This is a genomic window from Paenibacillus sp. P4_E11, assembly GCF_056401635.1.
The window spans coordinates 1-17,049 of sequence record NZ_JBFUIX010000063.1; the positions used below are offsets into that span (position 1 = coordinate 1).

A 17,049-nucleotide genomic window follows, 5' to 3' on the forward strand; every position below is an offset into this window, starting at 1 on the left:
CAATCAGGGAGGTTCAAACAAGATGTTTGAGCTAAAGGGGTCCTTTTTCACTTGGAACGGCCGTTTTTGCTTCTATCAACAGTTAATCGACAGCCTTTTTTTCGGCTTACAGCGGTCCCGACAAGGCACGCGGGGCTGTTCCGGTTGACCCGCGACTAATTATTATTGTTCACGGTCACTTGCTTTTCCTTCGGCTTCCGCGGAGCAGCAGGTTCCGCTTCGAATCGTTTTCGCTCGGTCCGCTCAATCTGAACGATTCTTCCGTCATGAACCACGATTTGAACCGTGCCATATTCCAATCCGTTCACGCTTTGAATAATACGCTCGCTCCAATACTCATCGACTTCTAACGGCTTCGCCATGCTAATCCCTCCATTTTCTATTAAATATGAACAGGCATCGGATCGAATTTCAACCCGTTCTCCTGCGTTACATGCTCCGACTCCTTGTATAGATACAGCCTATGAACCAACACCTTCACGGAATCGCCTGGATTCAATATCGGCAACTCCAGGGAACGGTAGCCGAACAAGCGGCTTTCTCCGACTTCAACTTCTACCTGCCAATTGGTGCCGCGGAAGTAGACGTTCCTTACATGGCCCTCTTCTGCTGCAGAAGTGAGAGAGATCTCACCCGGCAAGCCAATCTCAAGAAACTCTGGCCGAATCATCGCCTTCGCACCCGGCAGCTGCAGTTGCTCGAAGCCTTTCAGCTGCGAGGGATCGTCCAATTGGTTCGATTCACCAATGAAACTAGCCACGAATGGCGTTTGCGGGTATCTGTAAATATCGATTGGCGCTCCTTGCTGCTCCAGCTTGCCGTTGTTAATAATCATGAGTTGATCCGCCACTTCAACCGCTTCCTCTTGGTCGTGGGTAACGAAGATCGTCGTGATGCCCACACGATCGATCATCTCCTTCAGCCACGTACGCAGCTCCTTGCGTACCTTGGCGTCGATCGCTGCGAACGGCTCATCGAGCAGCAGCAGCTGAGGCTCAGGCGCAATCGCCCGGGCGAAGGCGACGCGCTGGCGTTGACCACCGGACAGCTGATTCGGCAGCCGCTTATCCAGCCCCTTCAGACCGGTCAGCTCAATCAGTTCACTCACGCGCTCCTTGATCTGCGCCTTCGTCCGCTTCTGCACCGTCAAGCCGAACGCGATATTATCGAACACGCTCATATGGCGGAACAACGCATAGTTCTGGAAGACGAAGCCGATGCCCCGCTGTTGCGGTGGTAAGTCGTTCACGCGCTGTCCGTGGAACAAGATGTCCCCTGTATCCGGCTGCTCCAGTCCCGCGAGGATACGGAGTATCGTGGTTTTCCCTCCCCCACTCGGGCCAAGCAGTCCTATCAGCTTCCCTTTCTCAATCTCGAAGCTCACGTCCTTCGTCGCCTGGAAGCTGCCAAAGCTTTTCGTCAAGTGTTTGGCTACGATATGCATCCGGTTTACTCTCCTTCCCGACTGTGCCGAGGTTGATATTTCCATTCGATCAAGCTCTTGATGATAAGCGTTACGACAGCCAACAGCACCAGGAGAGAGGCCATGGCGAATGCACCGGCAAAATTGTATTCATTATACAAAATCTGAATGTGCAGCGGCATCGTATTCGTTGAACCCCGGATATGACCGGACACGACCGAGACAGCACCGAACTCTCCCATCGCCCTGGCGTTACACAGAATGACGCCATACAGCAATCCCCACTTGATATTAGGCAGCGTCACTTTCCAGAAGATGCGCCAGCCCTTTGCGCCTAGTGTAACAGCCGCCTCCTCTTCCTGGTTACCCTGCGCTTGCATGAGCGGGATTAACTCTCTTGCTACGAAGGGGAAGGTGACGAAGATCGTCGCCAGCACGATACCTGGCAGGGCGAACAGGATCTTGATGTCATGCGCTTGCAGCCAAGGTCCGAACCAGCCGTGTGCGCCGAACAGCAATACGTAGATCAACCCCGAAATGACCGGTGATACGGCATAAGGGAGATCGATGAGTGAGATTAGTAAGTTTTTACCCTTGAAGCTGAACTTCGTGATCACCCATGCCGCCGCAATCCCGAAGATCAAGTTCGCAGGTACAGCAATCGCCGCTACTGTCAAGGTCAAGCGAATGGCGGATGCTGCATCCGATTCGACCAGCGCGGCGGCGTACACCTCGGCACCCTTGCGGAACGCCTCAGCGAATATGCTAACCAAGGGCAGCACAAGTAGAAATCCTAGAAACAACAGAGCTATCGAAATCAGAATCCACTTGACCAGACGTGGTTCCGTAATGTGCTGGGGCCTTGAGGCACTAGATGGCCTCGTCTTGGGTACAGTCGTTACATAGCCAGCCATGCATTCGCTCTCCCTTCCTTACTGCAACGTAGTGGCATGTCGATTCGACCGCCATTGCAGGAAATTAATAATGAGCAGCAAGAGAAAGGAAATGACGAGCATGACAAGCGCAATCGCCGTCGCTCCCGTATAATCGTATTGCTCCAACTTCGTCATAATGAGCAGCGGAGCGATCTCCGTCTTCATCGGCATGTTGCCAGATATGAATACGACCGAACCGTATTCGCCTACCGCCCTTGCGAAGGCTAACGTGAACCCAGTCAGCAACGCAGGCAGCAGTTCTGGGAACAACACCTTGCGGAACGTCCTCCACCGATTAGCCCCCAGGCTGACTGCGGCTTCTTCCACTTCCTTCTCCAGTTCCTCGATGACCGGCTGCAACGTTCGGACGACGAACGGGATGCCGATGAACGTCAGCGCCAGCATGATACCGAGCGGTGTGAAGGCGATCTTGATGCCGAGCGGCTCCAGTATCTTCCCAATCCAACCGTTCTGCGAATAGATCGTCGTCAAGGCGATGCCAGCAACCGCTGTCGGAAGAGCGAAGGGCAGATCGACCATGGCGTCCACAAGCTTTTTTCCTGGAAATGTGTATCGGACAAGCACCCAGGCTACAATGAACCCAAATATCGAATTCACTATACCGGCACCGAGCGCCGTACCGAAGCTGATCTTATAAGCTGCTACAACCCGCGGGTCTGTTACCGTATGCCAGAACTTCTCCCAGCCCATGCCGGATGTCTTAATGAATATTGCCGATAGTGGTAAAAGGACGATCAAACTCAAATACAGGACAGTAAAACCCATCAAGATGCCGAATCCGGGTATAATACTGCGCTTTCTCCAACCTTTCGCCATAAACCCTTTCTCTCCCCGCTATGGGATGATGTCCGACAGCCCGGACTGCATCCATTCCGCTACAATTATGGTTTGTAAATCTGGTCGAACACGCCACCGTCGGCGAAGTGAGTTTTCTGTGCTTTGGTCCAACCGCCGAAGATTGGATCGTCAATCGTGAACATGTTGATCTTCTGGAACTGCGATTCGTATTTCTTCGCTACGGATTCAAGGCGTGGACGGTAGTAATTCTTGGCCGCGATGTTCTGGCCTTCTTCGGTGTACAAATATTCTAAGTAAGCTTGCGCCACTTCGCGAGTGCCTTTCTTGTCGACGACCTTGTCGACTACGGCTACAGGCGGTTCCGCCAAGATGCTGACAGAAGGATTCACGATCTCGAATTTGTCTTTGCCGAACTCATTAATCGAGAGGTAGGCTTCGTTCTCCCAAGCGAGCAGCACATCGCCAATTCCGCGTTGGACGAACGTTGTGGTGGAGTCACGAGCACCGGAGTCCAGTACCGGTACGTTCTTGAACAGCTTACCGAGGAATTCCTTCGCCTTCGCATCGTCCTTGCCATTCTTGTTGTACGCATAGCCGTATGCCGCCAAGTAGTTCCAGCGAGCGCCGCCTGAAGTCTTCGGATTCGGCGTGATGACCTGGATACCCGGCTTGATCAGATCGTCCCAGTCTTTGATGCCTTTCGGGTTTCCTTTTTTCACCAGAAATACGATCGTCGAGGTGTATGGTGAGCTGTTGCTCTTCAGCTTGCTCTGCCAATCTTTCTGAAGGAGGCCCTTTTCCTGGATGGCGTCAATGTCATAAGCAAGTGCCAATGTGACTACGTCTGCTTCCAATCCATCGATTACCGAGCGGCCTTGCTTGCCCGAACCGCCATGTGATTGCTTGATTGTAACTTCTTGGCCTTTCTTTTCTTTCCAGTATTTAGCGAATGCTTTGTTATATTCTTGATAAAGTTCGCGGGTCGGATCGTAGGATACGTTCAATAGTTCTACTGGTTTAAGATTCTTCGTAGCGCCTGCGCTTGGAGTTTCTCCTGCAGCCGTGTTAGATGTTGTCCCGGAGCTTCCACCGCAAGCCGTCAAGCCTACCAAGGATAAGGCTAATGCGCTTAACAGCGAAACTTTGCGAATGGACCGAAGCACAGTCGGTTGATTCGTACTCATAACGATAACTCTCCCTTTTTATAAAAAATGGTTATAAATCACTTACAGTTCATCGGTTCTGCTTTGAATTACGAATTGTGCTTCGCTCCGGTTGTCCGGTAGACAAACTTTATTATTCCGATAAACTTACTATGATATTGGATATAATAGCACCCGTCTGGTCGGTGTGTCAATGCGTTTTTTGGAAATAAATGATGCACAAATAAAAAACAACCTCACACAGCATATGCCGGAAGGTTGTTATGGGCTACTTATGTTTTCAGCAAGCAATCGCTAAGACGAATTACAAAGATTTCAATCCCAGTCCAATCGCACAAACCATGATGATACAAGCGGCGAACTTGGTGACGGCAAAATAAAAGTCGCTTGGCTCTGGGTCCTTGACCCATAGACCGTAAGAGAGGGTAAACATGAACCGTTGAAACGCTTCATAGCGGAATCCGCACCAGCCATAAAGGAACAGTGCAATGGACCCCATAAAGCCGAAGATGCTGCCATTAAACGATTGATATTGGGTATACGCCAACGTAACCAGCTGGCTGGGCAAGTATACTTCTTCGTTTGGACTAAGCACTCTTTTATCATCCACATAAATTGTTACTTGCGAGACCATGTCACCTTGATCGTCGTAGACTAGGAATATGCCGCTGTGTCGAACTGCCGTATAGGTGCCGCCATTCGGATAGGAGATGAGAAATGTCGGATCGTCCTTTCCTCGAACCTCTCGAACCGTGTACATCTTGTCTTCGATGAGGAGCTCCTTGCGATCCGGGAAGTCTGTTACTACGACGTCCTTCGCCTCGCTGCTATTGGAGTGATACGTAATCGCATCTCCCTCATGGGAAAGCTTCGAATATTTGTACGCATTGAGATAAACGACTTTCGTGAAAAAGTGCGGAATCGCCCAAATGGCAACGAGTAAGGCTATGATACCCACAATAGTCACCTGGAATCCGCGTGATCTGCTCAGATGCTGCAAGATCATATGTAAGTTCTCCCTTCAAGAACAGCGTGTACGCTATATATAGGTACGCAGCCATTCCTTGGGAGTTGCACCATTAACCAAATTGCTCGCTCTCTTCCAAGTAGATGTCCAGATCCTTCAGACAAACCCCCAGGTAACCATGCAAGCCACTTAATTCATCCAGGTTGACCCACGAATAATGGTAAATCCAGCCGTTATCTTCGTCGTTGCTCTGCACCACATGGGTGAACGTCTCCTGGCATTCGGCCTCCATCTGATAGTAGAAGCGCTTCGTTGTGCGATCGGTTGCTTCCGTGTAGTACGTATATTCTCCGAGCAGCATGATCTGCATCGGCACAAGGCCGGCTTCCTCCTTCACTTCCCGGATCAGCGCGTCTACCAAGCCTTCATTCGGCTCGACAGTCCCCCCCGGTACCTGATAGCCCAGATGCTCGAACCCTTGCTCACGGAACACCAAGAGCTGCTTATGGCCATCCTCGTATCTCGTGATGTAAGCTGTAACTTTCAATATCGTATCGTTGCTCATAGCAATCTTTGCCCCCATTCATTTCCGATACATTCGAGCCATCCCTACTAATTTCCTTTTCCCTGTATAGAAAAAAAACTGACCGGAAATCTAAAATGAACAACCTCCGCAGGCAGCAGCCCCGGAGGTTGTTCACTTCGTACGTATAGGATTAATTAATCATCTTCATGAGTCCCTTGAATTCCAATTCCTCGAACTTCGCAATCACTTGATGGCGGTCGATCTCCCAAACGCTAGATTCCAGTGTGCAAGCGACCGGCACGTCCAGACGAATAGTAGCTAGATCGCGGCACAGGTGCAGCATCTCAAGCTCAGCCTCGATCTTGGCCTTGACGCTCTTGGGCAGAACCTCGATGTTGGCAAGAATGCCATCGATTGATTCGTACTCCAGCAGTAGCTTCACTGCTGTTTTCTCACCAATGCCCTTCACGCCAGGATAGTTGTCGCTCGTATCGCCAGTTAGACCTTTCAAGTCGATGATTTGCGCCGGCGTGAGCTGCTTCTCTTCTTTCAACGTCTGCAGGTCATAGACCATGTAGTTGTTCGGGCCCTTCTTCATTATGATGACCTTGGTCCGCTCGGACACGAGCTGGAGCATATCGTGGTCACCAGTTAGGATGAAGACATCCAAGTCGCGGCTGAACGCAAGCGACAACGTCCCGATGCAATCGTCCGCTTCATAGCCAGGAATGCCGACATTCGGAATGCCGAAGCTGGACACGACTTCTTTAACCAAGTCGAACTGCGGGATCAGGTCCTCCGGCGCATCTGGCCGATTGCCCTTATACTCTGCGAATTGCTCGGTACGGAACGTCTTGCTGCCCATATCCCAACAGCATACGACGTGCGTCGGGCCGAACATCTCGATCGCATCGAGCATGTACTTCACGAAGCCATACACCGCATTAGTCGGCACTCCAGTGCTTGTCCGCTTAATATAGCCGCTGTAGGCGCTAGCAAAGTAAGCACGGAACAAGAGCGCCATCCCATCCACCAGCAGCACCGACGGTTGTTTTTCCGACATCATACCCACTCCCTCGTATAAGTAATGAATCCTAATAAATCACTGCAATTACTCGTGCATCCTAAATTCCGACAAACCGCTTCATCTTGCACGACTCATTTCCCGGGAAATTTGTCGAGTCGCTAATACCGCCCACCTGTCAAGGAATGCAAAAGTCCTGTATATGGAGGCAATTGCTGCTGGATCGCCCATAACATGAAGAGCAGGAATAGCGCCAGCCCTCCGTATGCCAACCCGAACTTCCATCTCAACGGACGTGATACCACATAGTAGTTCTCATTCTCGTGCGGCACATAGTCGACTTCGTACTTCATCACGAGCCGCTTCGGAATCTGATTCCATTTGAAATCAACTCCCGTACTGTGAACCCGGCTAATGATTCCTTGCTCCTGCATTTCGATTCGTTTCACCCGGTCAGCCAGTTCCCAGCGAATCTCTACGAATTGTCGGCCGTCCAGCTCGCAGTAGGTCGTGTAATCCAACTCGCCCACGTGCTGATAGCCGTTAATGAGCCAATCCGGATTCGTAATCTGCGTGGAAGGCACATCAATTCTGCCATACACCGTATATGTAGTTCCCCGACCATTGGTCTTCCATATGAACCGCAGAAACAGATCGATGGAGAACAGCGCCCAGACAATGAACAGAAGTATCGATTTGATGTAGATGACGATGATAATGCCTGATAACAACCCTGCAATCCACATCCAGCGCGTGACCGTTGTAGCGATCCGCCCCCCATCCAACGGATGAATAGGCAGCAGATTGATCAGGTTCAGCACGAAGCCGATATACGCAATGACATAGAAGAGAGGATGATCCGTAGCCCACGCCAGGCAAAAGCAGACAAAAGCAGCTGCTGACCCGAGAACCGGTCCGCCGATAGCAATATACGCTTCTGTGACCGCATCTCTAGGATTTCGCTTCAACATAATAAGCGCTCCGAGGAACGGGATGAAGAAGGGTGCAGTAACCGGAATGCCTTTGCGTCGCGCCGCCCATATATGGCCTAACTCATGGAACAACACCATAATCACGACACCTACTGCGAACTCCCATTGGTACAACCAAGCATAGAGAGCGATCGCTACACCTGCGCTAAGTACTGCTCCGCCGGCCTTTCCTAGCTGGAAGATCGAGATCAGTGTCTTCGCCTGGGCAAGCAAAAAGGCGCCAATCGCGCTAACGCCCCACCATCTGGGATTATCCGGCTTCCCTGAACTTGCCAAGTGCACAACCTCCCGTCTCTCGTCTATCAACCGCGCAATACGGTAGGCTTGTTACTTTGGGGCTCCTGAAGAACCCCATACTTGTTCGTACTGCTCTTCTTTATAGCCAACTGTGACGTGGTGTCCATCGTCAACAATCGGTCGCTTGATCAATCTTCCGTTCGAGGCCAGCAAGTCGATCATCTCGTCGCGGGTCATGCCCGGAAGCTTGTCCTTCAAGTTCCATTCCTTGTACACTTCACCAGAGGTGTTGAAAAACTTCTTCAGCTCCAGCCCGCTTCGATCTATGATTTCTCTTAATATATCGGCAGATGGCGGCGTCTCGAACAGATTGATCTGCTCAGGCTCAACTCCTTTGCGCTTCAAGGACTTAAGAGCGTCTCGGCAAGTGTCACACTTGGGGTATAAGTACATCGTAACTGGCATGCGTGTAAGTTCCTTTCTTCCGTCATTCAGACTCGAGGTCCACTCTCAAGAATAGCCGACAAAGCCGCAAAAAACAAGCCTTTCGAGACAGGCAAATGTCGGACGCGAATGACCTGTTGTCTTCTATTCGGTTATGTGGACAGCCCTATACTTTAATTTTCTTCCAATCCCCTTTGCGGAATCGGAGCGCCAAGAAGACAGACCGGTAAACCTGATCTACGGCAATCGCCAACCAGGCACCCAGCAATCCCCAATGGAACCCATAGACGAACAACAGCGTGAGCAATACTCGGATACCCCAAACCCCGATAAACGTAATTTTAAGCGAAAATCTCGTGTCCCCTGCTCCTCGCAGTGCCCCAGCCAATATGTATTGAGCCGCTTGGAATACTTGCGTGAGCCCGATCACCTGCATCGCAATCGTGCCTAGTCGAATCACTTCCGGATCATTCGTATACAACAGAAGAATCCACTTGGAACCAAATATAAAGACGATTCCGAATGCTCCTAATGCAATCATCCCTAGTCTATTCGTCTCCCAGGCCAGCTGCTCCGCCAACTGCGGCTTTTGCGCGCCCAGTCCTTGACCGACTAAGGTTGTGGCGGCACTCGCCAATGCGAGAGCAGGCATCCATGTCAGTCCTAGAATGTTGAACGCAATTTGGTTTGCGGCGAACACTTGCGTCCCTAGTCCAGCGATAAGCACCGTTAAGAAAATTTGTCCGACCCGTATCACGAATGATTCTCCAGCACCAGGTAGCCCGATCTTGAGAATACGGCGAATCAGCTCCCGATTCATCTGGCCGATCTGCGAAAGACGCAGCTTGATCTTCTTACGGCCTGAGAACACGCCGCTCAGCATCCAAACTGCAGCCAGCAGACGTGCGAATAACGTCGAGATTCCTGCCCCCAACAAACCGAGCTCCGGTAGTCCGAACCAACCATAGATAAGCGGTACTCCAATCGCCACGATGATCGCATCAGTCGTGACATTGATCTTCGCCGACGTCCTCGTATCCCCTGCTCCGCGCAATACAGATGAGACGCTGTTGGTCAGAATCGTAAAGCCGAATGCCAGGAACGACAGCCGTGCATACCCTACACTGCCAGCCACGACTTCGGACGTCGCCCCCATCAAGCGCAAAATGTCCGAGGCGAACACGATCAGCACTAGCACGATCGGGATAATGAACATGATATTGACATTAAAGCTCGTCTGCGCCGAACGGTCCGCTTCTTCCTTGTTGCCGCCGCCAATCGCACGAGCCACAATGACCGTCGAACCGATGTTCATGGCGGCGAAGAGCATCATGCAGAATTGGATCGGCTGGCTGGTGAGCGCAACCCCGGCTACAGCCTCCGCGCTGACCCGGCTGACCATAATCATGTTCAGCATCATAATCAGGTTGCTTAATAGCATCTCGGTCAGTGTCGGCCAGGCAAGATCCAATACTTTGCGGCGTATTTGCTTCTTGCTCAGTTGCTCTTCATCCGGTGGGATCTGTGTTTGAGGCTGGTTGTTGCTGCTGATCTGGGTTTGCGAGTGGGACATCGTGTGGTGGACCTCCGCCGGAAAATGATATTTCCTTAATATACCATATGGCGAAGATGGTGAATACTTGAAATTTACATCCTAGGCTTTCGCATGAAATGATTGATCACTTCCGAGAAGACAAGCCCGATCGCGATTGAGCCGGACAGCATGAACGCCTTCGCCGCCAGCTGCACGGCTACGTCATAATGATTCTCGACTATGTTGCGCATCGCATCGTAGGCAAGTCCGCCGGGAACTAGCGGTATGATGCCTGCCACACTGAAGACGACAATCGGTATTTTGTATACGCGTGCGAATACTTGACTCGTCACGGCCACGAAGAAGGAGGCGATCAGCGTAGCGAGAATTGGATCGGCGGGTATTCTCAACAAGGCGATGTAGATTAGCCAGCCGAACATGCCAACGAATCCACATTGCAGCAAAGTCCCTCTCGGTACGTTGAAGAGGATGGCGAATGCAGCCGAAGCTACGAAGCTCACTACAAGTTGTTCGACCATCAGCCAATCCCTCCCCCGCTGTAAAAAGACAGCACGAATGCTATACCCGCTCCAATTGCAAAAGCCGTAAGCAGCGCTTCCGCCCCTTTGGACAATCCCGACACAAAGTGCCCCGCCATTAAATCCCGGACCGCATTCGTGATCAGTAGACCTGGGACAAGGGGCATAACCGAACCGATAATCATTTTATCCAGATCATGGCCAATCCCTAGTCTCAGAAACAAGGAAGCCAATAATCCAATAAGTAACGATGCCAGAAACTCGGCAAAAAACTTGATCGGCACGACGCGATGAAAGTAGATCAAGAACGACCAACCCGCTCCACCTGTAAGAAGAGCGGGAATGAAATCGTGCCACTGCCCATCGAACATAATTAAGAAGCACCCGCTTGCAAGAGCTGCCGCTGCAATCTTGAACCAAACCGGAAAGCCGGTGCTGGCCGCTTCGACTTGTTCGAGCAGCCGATACGCCTCAGCAACTGACAATTCTCCTCGGCTGATCTTTCTGGAAATATGATTCACGACCGTAACCTTACGCAGATCCGTAGACCGATCCGAGATTCGGATTAACCGGGTAATCTGTTCCGGCCCGTCTATCGAGAAGATGATGCAGGTGGGAGTCACGAAGCTGTGGGAATTCGGGATGCCGAACGCAGATGCAACACGCATCATCGTATCCTCCACCCGGTACGTTTCCCCACCGTTCTCCAGCATGATCTTCCCGGCCAATAAACATACTTGCGCGATTTCGTAGGTTGATTGGGATGATTGCTCCATTCGCCTAACCCTTTCTCTCTTTTTGCAACTGCCGCGATGGTCGGTTCGCCAAGAATACACCTGCTAATATGATCGCGAGTCCCGCTAACAAATTCCAGTGGATCGGTTCATCCAGCAACGTATACCCCCAGATCAGGGCGGTGCATGGGACTAGATAGGTAACCATCGTCGCGAACTCGGGACTTCCCTTTTGCACCATATAGTAGTAGAGAATATAGCCGAACCCCGAACCGAACACCCCTAATCCTACAATCATCGGAATGTTAGTTACGGAGGTAATGTCAGCTGCGGTGATGGACTCCGTTGTAAAAGCGACAATTCCACTGCCGATCATACTGGTCAGGAGAGTGCCGAATGTGATTTGATACATCGAATAGCCGGAGAGCAGACGCTTTGATAGCTGTGATCCGACTCCATAGCAAAAGGCAGCGGCCAACATGCATCCAAATCCGAACATGTCTACCGAAAGGATGGCACCAGGGCGAATGCCCAACAATACGAGAAGACCGATAGTTGCCACACCGATACCCAACCACTGATATCGGTTCGAGTGATTCCTGAAAAAGAGGATACCTACCACGATTGTCCACACCGGTGTTGTCGCATTCAGGATGGAGGCCATACTGCTGGTTAGCTTCGTCTCACTCATTCCAATAAGCGCCCAAGGGATAGCCGTATTAATTATTGACATCGCACTCATCGGAATCCACGGAATCGATCGGATGGCGAATGGCTTGCGGAGTATCAACATCATGATTATAACAGTAGCCAGCCCGAATCCCGAGCGTAGGAAAGCGATGGTCCAAGGGCCGAAATCATGTAAAAGTACTTTGACAAAATAAAACGAACCGCCCCAGATAAGACTGAGTGCCAATAGTGCTGCATAGACGAGTCGAGGCAAGTCGAGTCCTTCTTTCCATTGTGCAATATCGTATAGGTAATATCCAATATAACACACTTTAATTCGGATGGAACCTGTAGTGGGCTAAATCCACTTTTCCTTTGCTATCGACGTCGACCCCTTCCTCTTGCAGATGGGACGTCTGTAGAAAGCGCCCTTCATCGTCCTGGAGGGCAATCTCCCCTTGAGCATTGACTACCCGGTACCACGGCAGATCGTATTTGCCACTCATCGAATGCAAAATTCGCACAACCTGCCTAGCTCCTCGAGGGCTGCCCGCCTCCTGTGCAATTTGGCCGTACGACATCACACGTCCACTCGGTATACTCTTGATTACTTCAATTACCCGCTTCGTGAATGGCTCCATCCGATTGCCCCCGTTCCATAACTTCCTCACCCATTCACTTTAGCAAAAAAAGAGCCATCCGTTAAGGGCATGCCCTTCCCGTTGCTCTATGTTTAAGCAGTTGCGATCGCGTTCTAGAATTGTAGCTTGTCCAGCTCCTGGACCAATACGGTGAGATCGGTAGGAAGTGGTGCCTCGAACTCGACCCGCTCCTTCGTCACGGGATGCGTCAGCGCCAGCCTAGACGCATGCAAAGCATGGCGGGCGATCTGCTCATCCATATTCGGGTCAAACAATAGGCTCATCTCTGTTGCGGGAAGACTAGGTAAGCCATACATGGCATCCCCGATAAGCGGGTGACCGAGATGCCGCATGTGCACCCGAATTTGATGGGTGCGCCCGGTTTCCAGCTTCAGCCATACACGTGAGGCTGAAGCTCCATATGTTCGTTCTGTCGCATAGTGCGTAACCGAAGGATAGCCGCTCGGCGTGACAATTCGGACATGCGGACGATCCGGATCACGGTCGATCGGTTCATTGATCGTCCCGCTCGCCGGGCTGACGATACCGTAGACGAAGGCGATATAGTGTTTATCCACTTCATTCGCTTGCATCTGCTCGGAGATGTTCTGATGGATGAATGGATTTTTGGCAATACACAGGGCACCCGAGGTGTCTTGATCCAGTCGATGCACAGGGCGAAATCGGACCTTCAGCCCTTGCTGCTGCCAGTGAAACACAACTGCATTCGCCAGTGTGCCCGTATAATGACCATGCGTCGGATGGACAATCTGCCCCGCAGGCTTGTTCACGACGAGCAGGTGCTCATCCTCGAACAGAATTTGCAGCGGCAGATCTTGAGGCAAAATGTCATCCGACTCCTCTTCCTCCATCCGAATCGCTACAAGATCTCCGGCCTTGACTCGGACCGTCGTGTATACACGTTCCCCATTCAGCGTGATGCCTTGCTCCGTCTGCTTCACGCGAGACATCAGCTTGCGGGACAGCCCCATTCTATTGAACAATACCGTCTTCAGCAGCATGCCCTCATCTTCAGGTTCGATTTGGTAAGTTAACGCTTCGTAATAACCCATTATTTTCTCCGGAATACTTCGGCACTTCGTACATACTCCACATCGGCAACCTCTTCTCTGGCGTTGGCCGTGCGGGCGATCGTGAAGAACAGATCAGACAGACGATTCAAATACCGGCGTACTTCATCGTTGATCGGCTGCTCCTTGGCCAGCGTGACCACTCGGCGTTCGGCTCTGCGGCACACCGTGCGGCACACATGCAGAGCAGAAGAAACAGCACTGCCCCCTGGCAAGATGAAGCGGGTTAAGTCCTGGGTCTCGGCATCATACTTGTCAATCCACGCTTCCAGTTGATCGACCATCTCTGCTGTTACTTTGTAAGGCCGCAGATCCTGCTTCAAGAGCGCCAAGTCGGAGCCGCAATCGAACAGCTCATGTTGAATGTTCAACATGTCTGCCAGCAAGTCAGCATACTTCTCTCCATTCATGAAGCTCATCGCCTGGCCGACAAAACAATTCAGCTCGTCAACCGTACCATAAGCTTCTACTCTTACATCATCCTTATCGACTCTGCCTCCGATTACTCCAGTCTGGCCTTTGTCCCCCGTACGTGTATAAATTCTCATCCCACATTCTCCTCCCATAAGTCTGGTTCAGGACGAAACTCTATTCTCAAGTCCCATCATCGCATAAATACGTTCCATATCCAAATGTTCCCTCACATGCTGAGCCAATCGATCGAACGCTTCTTCCCTCAAATGTTGATAATGGGCGGCCTCGGGAACCGGCTCCCAGCCCTTGGATACCCGGATCTGATTCAGCCATGCCCGGCGCAGCTCGTCGTTGTGCAAAATGCCATGAATGTATGTGCCCCAGATGCGCCCGTTCTCCGAGATCGCCCCGTCATCATGATACGACTCCGGCTCGTTCGGTGCATCGTGGATACGGATGCGGAACGGGTGGATGACAGGCTTCAGGAAGCGGGTCCGGCCCATATGAATTTCGTAACCGCTGATTGTCGGAGCTTCCACTGCTGCTTGATCCAGCATGAACATAGAAGTTGTACCTCCGATACGCTCGGTTCGTTTTTCTCCTACGAACACCGTTTCGGTCGGGAACAAGTCCAGGCCGGCCAACTCAGGTTTATCGGACTCCACCAGATCGGGGTCAAGCAGACTGCGACCAAGCATCTGATACCCAGCGCATATGCCGATTAGGTGGCCGCCCAAGGCGGCGAATGCAATCACACGCTCCGCCAGATAGCTCTCTCGCAAAAATAGTAAGTCTTCGACCGTATTTTTGCTGCCCGGTATGATGACCGCATCCGGCTTTCCCCATTCCTCCGGCGACGATACGTATCGGACCGAAACATCCGATTCTGCGAATAAAGGGTCGAAGTCGGTGAAGTTGGAAATACGCGGCAGGCGCAGCACGACGATATCGAGCTTGGTGCTCGATACGGCCTGATGGCGTTGTTGACTCAGTTTGGCGTCGAGCGAGGCGGAATCCTCGTCCTCCAGTCCAAGGTTACGTAAGTATGGGATTACACCGAGCACAGGCTTGCCTGTCTTCTGCTCCAGCCAATCCAGACCCGGTTGAAGCAGCGAGACATCCCCGCGGAATTTGTTGATGACGAAGCCTTTCACCCGATCTCGCTCTTCTGGTGTCAATATCTCCATCGTCCCGACAATCGACGCGAACACACCGCCCCTATCAATATCGGCAACGAGAACGACCGGAGCGTCTGCCCAGCCGGCTAGTCGCATGTTGACGATGTCGCGGTCTTTCAGATTGATTTCCGCCGGGCTGCCTGCCCCTTCGATGCAGACGATGTCGTAGCGCTGCCGAAGCCGATTAAGCGCATCGCGAACGATAACCTCTGCTTCCGCCAAGTAGTTCTCGCGGTAAGCTCTGAAGTTGTAATCCCGCAGTGGCTTACCGTGTACGACAACCTGGGATACCATATCCTGCTTCGGCTTAAGCAGAATCGGGTTCATGTCAGTCGTAGCTGCAATGCCGCAAGCGTCTGCCTGCATGCCTTGAGCTCGACCGATTTCTTTGCCGTCCGGCGTAACGTAGGAATTGAGTGACATGTTCTGTGATTTGAACGGCGCAACCTTCCAGCCATCTTGTTTGAAGATGCGGCATAGAGCAGCTGTCAGCACGCTTTTGCCTACATCGGACGATGTGCCCTGGAACATGAGGGTTGGCGAAATGGCTGTGCTTTCAGAACTCATGGATGTAGTAATGCCGCTATTTCCCCCAATCATATTGCTTCCTCCTCGCCTGCTTCGATCTGTCGAACTACTCGTGCAAGTTCCGCTACAAGCCGCTCATTGTCCTCACGCAACCGAACCGCGACCCGGACATAGCGATCATCGAGCCCCTCGAATAGAGAAGCATCGCGGATCAATATGCCTCTTCGTCCCATCATCCTTTGAACCTGTTGGACCCGGATCGGCTTAATGTTCTGAGGGAGGGCGAACAGGATGTAGTTGACACTCCCTGGATACACTTGCATTCCGATCTCTGACAAGCTTGCTGTTAACCAAGGTTTTTCCACGGCCAGCCACTGCCTCGTTCGGCGCTCGTATTCATACTCATCCAAGACCGCTGATCCGATTCGTTGGGCGAAGCTATTCACACTCCACGTTACCTGCTGTTCCCGAAGTTTCCGAATCGAGTCCGGATGGGACACGATGAACCCAAGTCGAATACCTGGTATCGCGTAAAACTTGGTCATGGAGCGTAGTACGTGCAGATGCGGGGTGCGAGAAGCAAGCTTCAACAAGCTGAACGACGGCTCATCCGGTACAAAATCCATGAAAGCCTCATCGAGCAGGATCGGAACGCCATCTTGAGATAATGTATGGATCAGTTGTGGATCGAGTAATTGTCCAGTCGGGTTGTTCGGATGCCCCAATACGAGCAAGTCCGCTTGCTTCGCTGCCGCACGGACGTCTTGTTCCTGTGGGGAGAAGCCGCACTCCGCGTATAAAGGGATGTTCAGGCACGTGTTGCCTGTCTTCCGGACCGCTTCCTCGTACTCCGTGAACGAGGGTCGGGCAATACCCGTCCTATTCGGCCGAATCACGCGCACAGCCAGATCGATTAGCTCCGCGGCTCCGTTTCCTACCAAGATGCTGTCCGGCTCGATATCGTATCTTTGCGACAAGTTGGTGCGGAGTTCTCTCACAGCCGGGTCCGGGTAGCGGGCGAGATCCTTCCAATGGGAAGCAACGAGCTCCCCAATGATGTCGGGAGGACCCAGCGGATTCATGTTCGAGCTGAAATCCAGGAAGCCGCCTTCGGGCAGGCCGAATTCATCTTCGGCTGTCGTAATGTCTCCGCCGTGACCGTATCGTTCCAGCATCGTGTAACGCCTCATT

19 protein-coding genes are annotated in these 17,049 nt (G+C 51.9%); all 19 read right to left on the reverse strand.

Annotated elements, in window-relative coordinates; translation table 11 throughout:
• Window positions 1-155 precede the first annotated feature (155 nt).
• The gene (locus AC1DWB_RS21655; protein WP_477543170.1) at window positions 156-362 is read right to left on the reverse strand and encodes a YezD family protein; all 207 of its coding nucleotides are present in this window, start codon (window positions 360-362) and stop codon (window positions 156-158) included.
• A gap of 20 nt (window positions 363-382) precedes the next feature.
• Window positions 383-1,444, reverse strand: coding sequence for a sulfate/molybdate ABC transporter ATP-binding protein (locus AC1DWB_RS21660; protein ID WP_477543171.1), 1,062 nt, complete (start codon window positions 1,442-1,444; stop codon window positions 383-385).
• A 5-nt stretch (window positions 1,445-1,449) separates the two neighbouring features.
• A complete protein-coding gene (cysW, locus tag AC1DWB_RS21665; RefSeq protein WP_477543172.1) occupies window positions 1,450-2,337 on the reverse strand; it encodes a sulfate ABC transporter permease subunit CysW in 888 nt (295 codons plus the stop codon).
• 18 nt (window positions 2,338-2,355) lie between these two features.
• A complete protein-coding gene (gene cysT / locus AC1DWB_RS21670; protein ID WP_477543173.1) occupies window positions 2,356-3,195 on the reverse strand; it encodes a sulfate ABC transporter permease subunit CysT in 840 nt (279 codons plus the stop codon).
• A gap of 65 nt (window positions 3,196-3,260) precedes the next feature.
• Window positions 3,261-4,361: a sulfate ABC transporter substrate-binding protein gene (locus AC1DWB_RS21675; protein ID WP_477543174.1), complete on the reverse strand. Its 1,101-nt coding sequence runs from the start codon at window positions 4,359-4,361 to the stop codon at window positions 3,261-3,263.
• Between the two features lie 283 nt (window positions 4,362-4,644).
• The gene (locus AC1DWB_RS21680; RefSeq protein ID WP_477543175.1) at window positions 4,645-5,346 is read right to left on the reverse strand and encodes a DUF6199 family natural product biosynthesis protein; all 702 of its coding nucleotides are present in this window, start codon (window positions 5,344-5,346) and stop codon (window positions 4,645-4,647) included.
• A 73-nt stretch (window positions 5,347-5,419) separates the two neighbouring features.
• A complete protein-coding gene (locus AC1DWB_RS21685; protein ID WP_477543176.1) occupies window positions 5,420-5,872 on the reverse strand; it encodes an NUDIX domain-containing protein in 453 nt (150 codons plus the stop codon).
• Window positions 5,873-6,023: 151 nt separating this feature from the next.
• Window positions 6,024-6,896, reverse strand: coding sequence for a 5'-3' exonuclease (locus AC1DWB_RS21690; RefSeq protein WP_477543207.1), 873 nt, complete (start codon window positions 6,894-6,896; stop codon window positions 6,024-6,026).
• A 122-nt stretch (window positions 6,897-7,018) separates the two neighbouring features.
• Window positions 7,019-8,125 (reverse strand): site-2 protease family protein, encoded by a 1,107-nt coding sequence (locus tag AC1DWB_RS21695; RefSeq protein WP_477543177.1) that lies wholly within the window; start codon window positions 8,123-8,125, stop codon window positions 7,019-7,021.
• Window positions 8,126-8,176: 51 nt separating this feature from the next.
• The gene (locus AC1DWB_RS21700) at window positions 8,177-8,551 is read right to left on the reverse strand and encodes an arsenate reductase family protein (protein WP_477543178.1); all 375 of its coding nucleotides are present in this window, start codon (window positions 8,549-8,551) and stop codon (window positions 8,177-8,179) included.
• A 145-nt stretch (window positions 8,552-8,696) separates the two neighbouring features.
• Window positions 8,697-10,103, reverse strand: coding sequence for an MATE family efflux transporter (locus tag AC1DWB_RS21705; RefSeq protein WP_477543179.1), 1,407 nt, complete (start codon window positions 10,101-10,103; stop codon window positions 8,697-8,699).
• A gap of 74 nt (window positions 10,104-10,177) precedes the next feature.
• Entirely contained in the window at window positions 10,178-10,603 is a 426-nt protein-coding gene (locus AC1DWB_RS21710) for a threonine/serine exporter family protein (RefSeq protein WP_477543180.1), read from the reverse strand.
• Complete coding sequence (locus tag AC1DWB_RS21715; protein WP_477543181.1) at window positions 10,603-11,379, reverse strand: threonine/serine exporter family protein; 777 nt, start codon at window positions 11,377-11,379, stop codon at window positions 10,603-10,605. Before AC1DWB_RS21715 ends, AC1DWB_RS21710 begins: the two co-directional genes overlap by 1 nt.
• Before the next feature lie 4 nt (window positions 11,380-11,383).
• Window positions 11,384-12,280 carry a DMT family transporter gene (locus tag AC1DWB_RS21720; protein ID WP_477543182.1) on the reverse strand — a complete coding sequence of 299 codons (897 nt, stop codon included), beginning with the start codon at window positions 12,278-12,280 and terminating at the stop codon, window positions 11,384-11,386.
• A gap of 58 nt (window positions 12,281-12,338) precedes the next feature.
• On the reverse strand, window positions 12,339-12,647 hold the full coding sequence (locus AC1DWB_RS21725; RefSeq protein ID WP_477543183.1) for an MGMT family protein: 309 nt from the start codon (window positions 12,645-12,647) through the stop codon (window positions 12,339-12,341).
• Between the two features lie 113 nt (window positions 12,648-12,760).
• Window positions 12,761-13,720 (reverse strand): RluA family pseudouridine synthase, encoded by a 960-nt coding sequence (locus AC1DWB_RS21730; RefSeq protein ID WP_477543184.1) that lies wholly within the window; start codon window positions 13,718-13,720, stop codon window positions 12,761-12,763.
• Window positions 13,720-14,286 (reverse strand): cob(I)yrinic acid a,c-diamide adenosyltransferase, encoded by a 567-nt coding sequence (locus AC1DWB_RS21735; protein ID WP_477543185.1) that lies wholly within the window; start codon window positions 14,284-14,286, stop codon window positions 13,720-13,722. Before AC1DWB_RS21735 ends, AC1DWB_RS21730 begins: the two co-directional genes overlap by 1 nt.
• Before the next feature lie 27 nt (window positions 14,287-14,313).
• Window positions 14,314-15,930, reverse strand: a complete 1,617-nt coding sequence (locus AC1DWB_RS21740) for a cobyric acid synthase (protein ID WP_477543186.1) — start codon at window positions 15,928-15,930, stop codon at window positions 14,314-14,316.
• Window positions 15,927-17,033, reverse strand: a complete 1,107-nt coding sequence (cobD, locus tag AC1DWB_RS21745) for a threonine-phosphate decarboxylase CobD (RefSeq protein WP_477543187.1) — start codon at window positions 17,031-17,033, stop codon at window positions 15,927-15,929. Before cobD ends, AC1DWB_RS21740 begins: the two co-directional genes overlap by 4 nt.
• Between the last annotated feature and the right edge of the window lie 16 nt (window positions 17,034-17,049).

What these genes read in the sequence shown, in the direction of transcription:
- AC1DWB_RS21655 (WP_477543170.1), bottom strand. Translation starts at nt 362, where the DNA reads ATGGCGAAGCCGTTAGAAGTCGATGAGTATTGGAGCGAGCGTATTATT.
- AC1DWB_RS21660 (WP_477543171.1), bottom strand. Translation starts at nt 1,444, where the DNA reads ATGCATATCGTAGCCAAACACTTGACGAAAAGCTTTGGCAGCTTCCAG.
- cysW (WP_477543172.1), bottom strand. Translation starts at nt 2,337, where the DNA reads ATGGCTGGCTATGTAACGACTGTACCCAAGACGAGGCCATCTAGTGCC.
- cysT (WP_477543173.1), bottom strand. Translation starts at nt 3,195, where the DNA reads ATGGCGAAAGGTTGGAGAAAGCGCAGTATTATACCCGGATTCGGCATC.
- AC1DWB_RS21675 (WP_477543174.1), bottom strand. Translation starts at nt 4,361, where the DNA reads ATGAGTACGAATCAACCGACTGTGCTTCGGTCCATTCGCAAAGTTTCG.
- AC1DWB_RS21680 (WP_477543175.1), bottom strand. Translation starts at nt 5,346, where the DNA reads ATGATCTTGCAGCATCTGAGCAGATCACGCGGATTCCAGGTGACTATT.
- AC1DWB_RS21685 (WP_477543176.1), bottom strand. Translation starts at nt 5,872, where the DNA reads ATGAGCAACGATACGATATTGAAAGTTACAGCTTACATCACGAGATAC.
- AC1DWB_RS21690 (WP_477543207.1), bottom strand. Translation starts at nt 6,896, where the DNA reads ATGTCGGAAAAACAACCGTCGGTGCTGCTGGTGGATGGGATGGCGCTC.
- AC1DWB_RS21700 (WP_477543178.1), bottom strand. Translation starts at nt 8,551, where the DNA reads ATGCCAGTTACGATGTACTTATACCCCAAGTGTGACACTTGCCGAGAC.
- AC1DWB_RS21705 (WP_477543179.1), bottom strand. Translation starts at nt 10,103, where the DNA reads ATGTCCCACTCGCAAACCCAGATCAGCAGCAACAACCAGCCTCAAACA.
- AC1DWB_RS21710 (WP_477543180.1), bottom strand. Translation starts at nt 10,603, where the DNA reads ATGGTCGAACAACTTGTAGTGAGCTTCGTAGCTTCGGCTGCATTCGCC.
- AC1DWB_RS21715 (WP_477543181.1), bottom strand. Translation starts at nt 11,379, where the DNA reads ATGGAGCAATCATCCCAATCAACCTACGAAATCGCGCAAGTATGTTTA.
- AC1DWB_RS21725 (WP_477543183.1), bottom strand. Translation starts at nt 12,647, where the DNA reads ATGGAGCCATTCACGAAGCGGGTAATTGAAGTAATCAAGAGTATACCG.
- AC1DWB_RS21730 (WP_477543184.1), bottom strand. Translation starts at nt 13,720, where the DNA reads ATGGGTTATTACGAAGCGTTAACTTACCAAATCGAACCTGAAGATGAG.
- AC1DWB_RS21735 (WP_477543185.1), bottom strand. Translation starts at nt 14,286, where the DNA reads ATGAGAATTTATACACGTACGGGGGACAAAGGCCAGACTGGAGTAATC.
- AC1DWB_RS21740 (WP_477543186.1), bottom strand. Translation starts at nt 15,930, where the DNA reads ATGATTGGGGGAAATAGCGGCATTACTACATCCATGAGTTCTGAAAGC.
- cobD (WP_477543187.1), bottom strand. Translation starts at nt 17,033, where the DNA reads ATGCTGGAACGATACGGTCACGGCGGAGACATTACGACAGCCGAAGAT.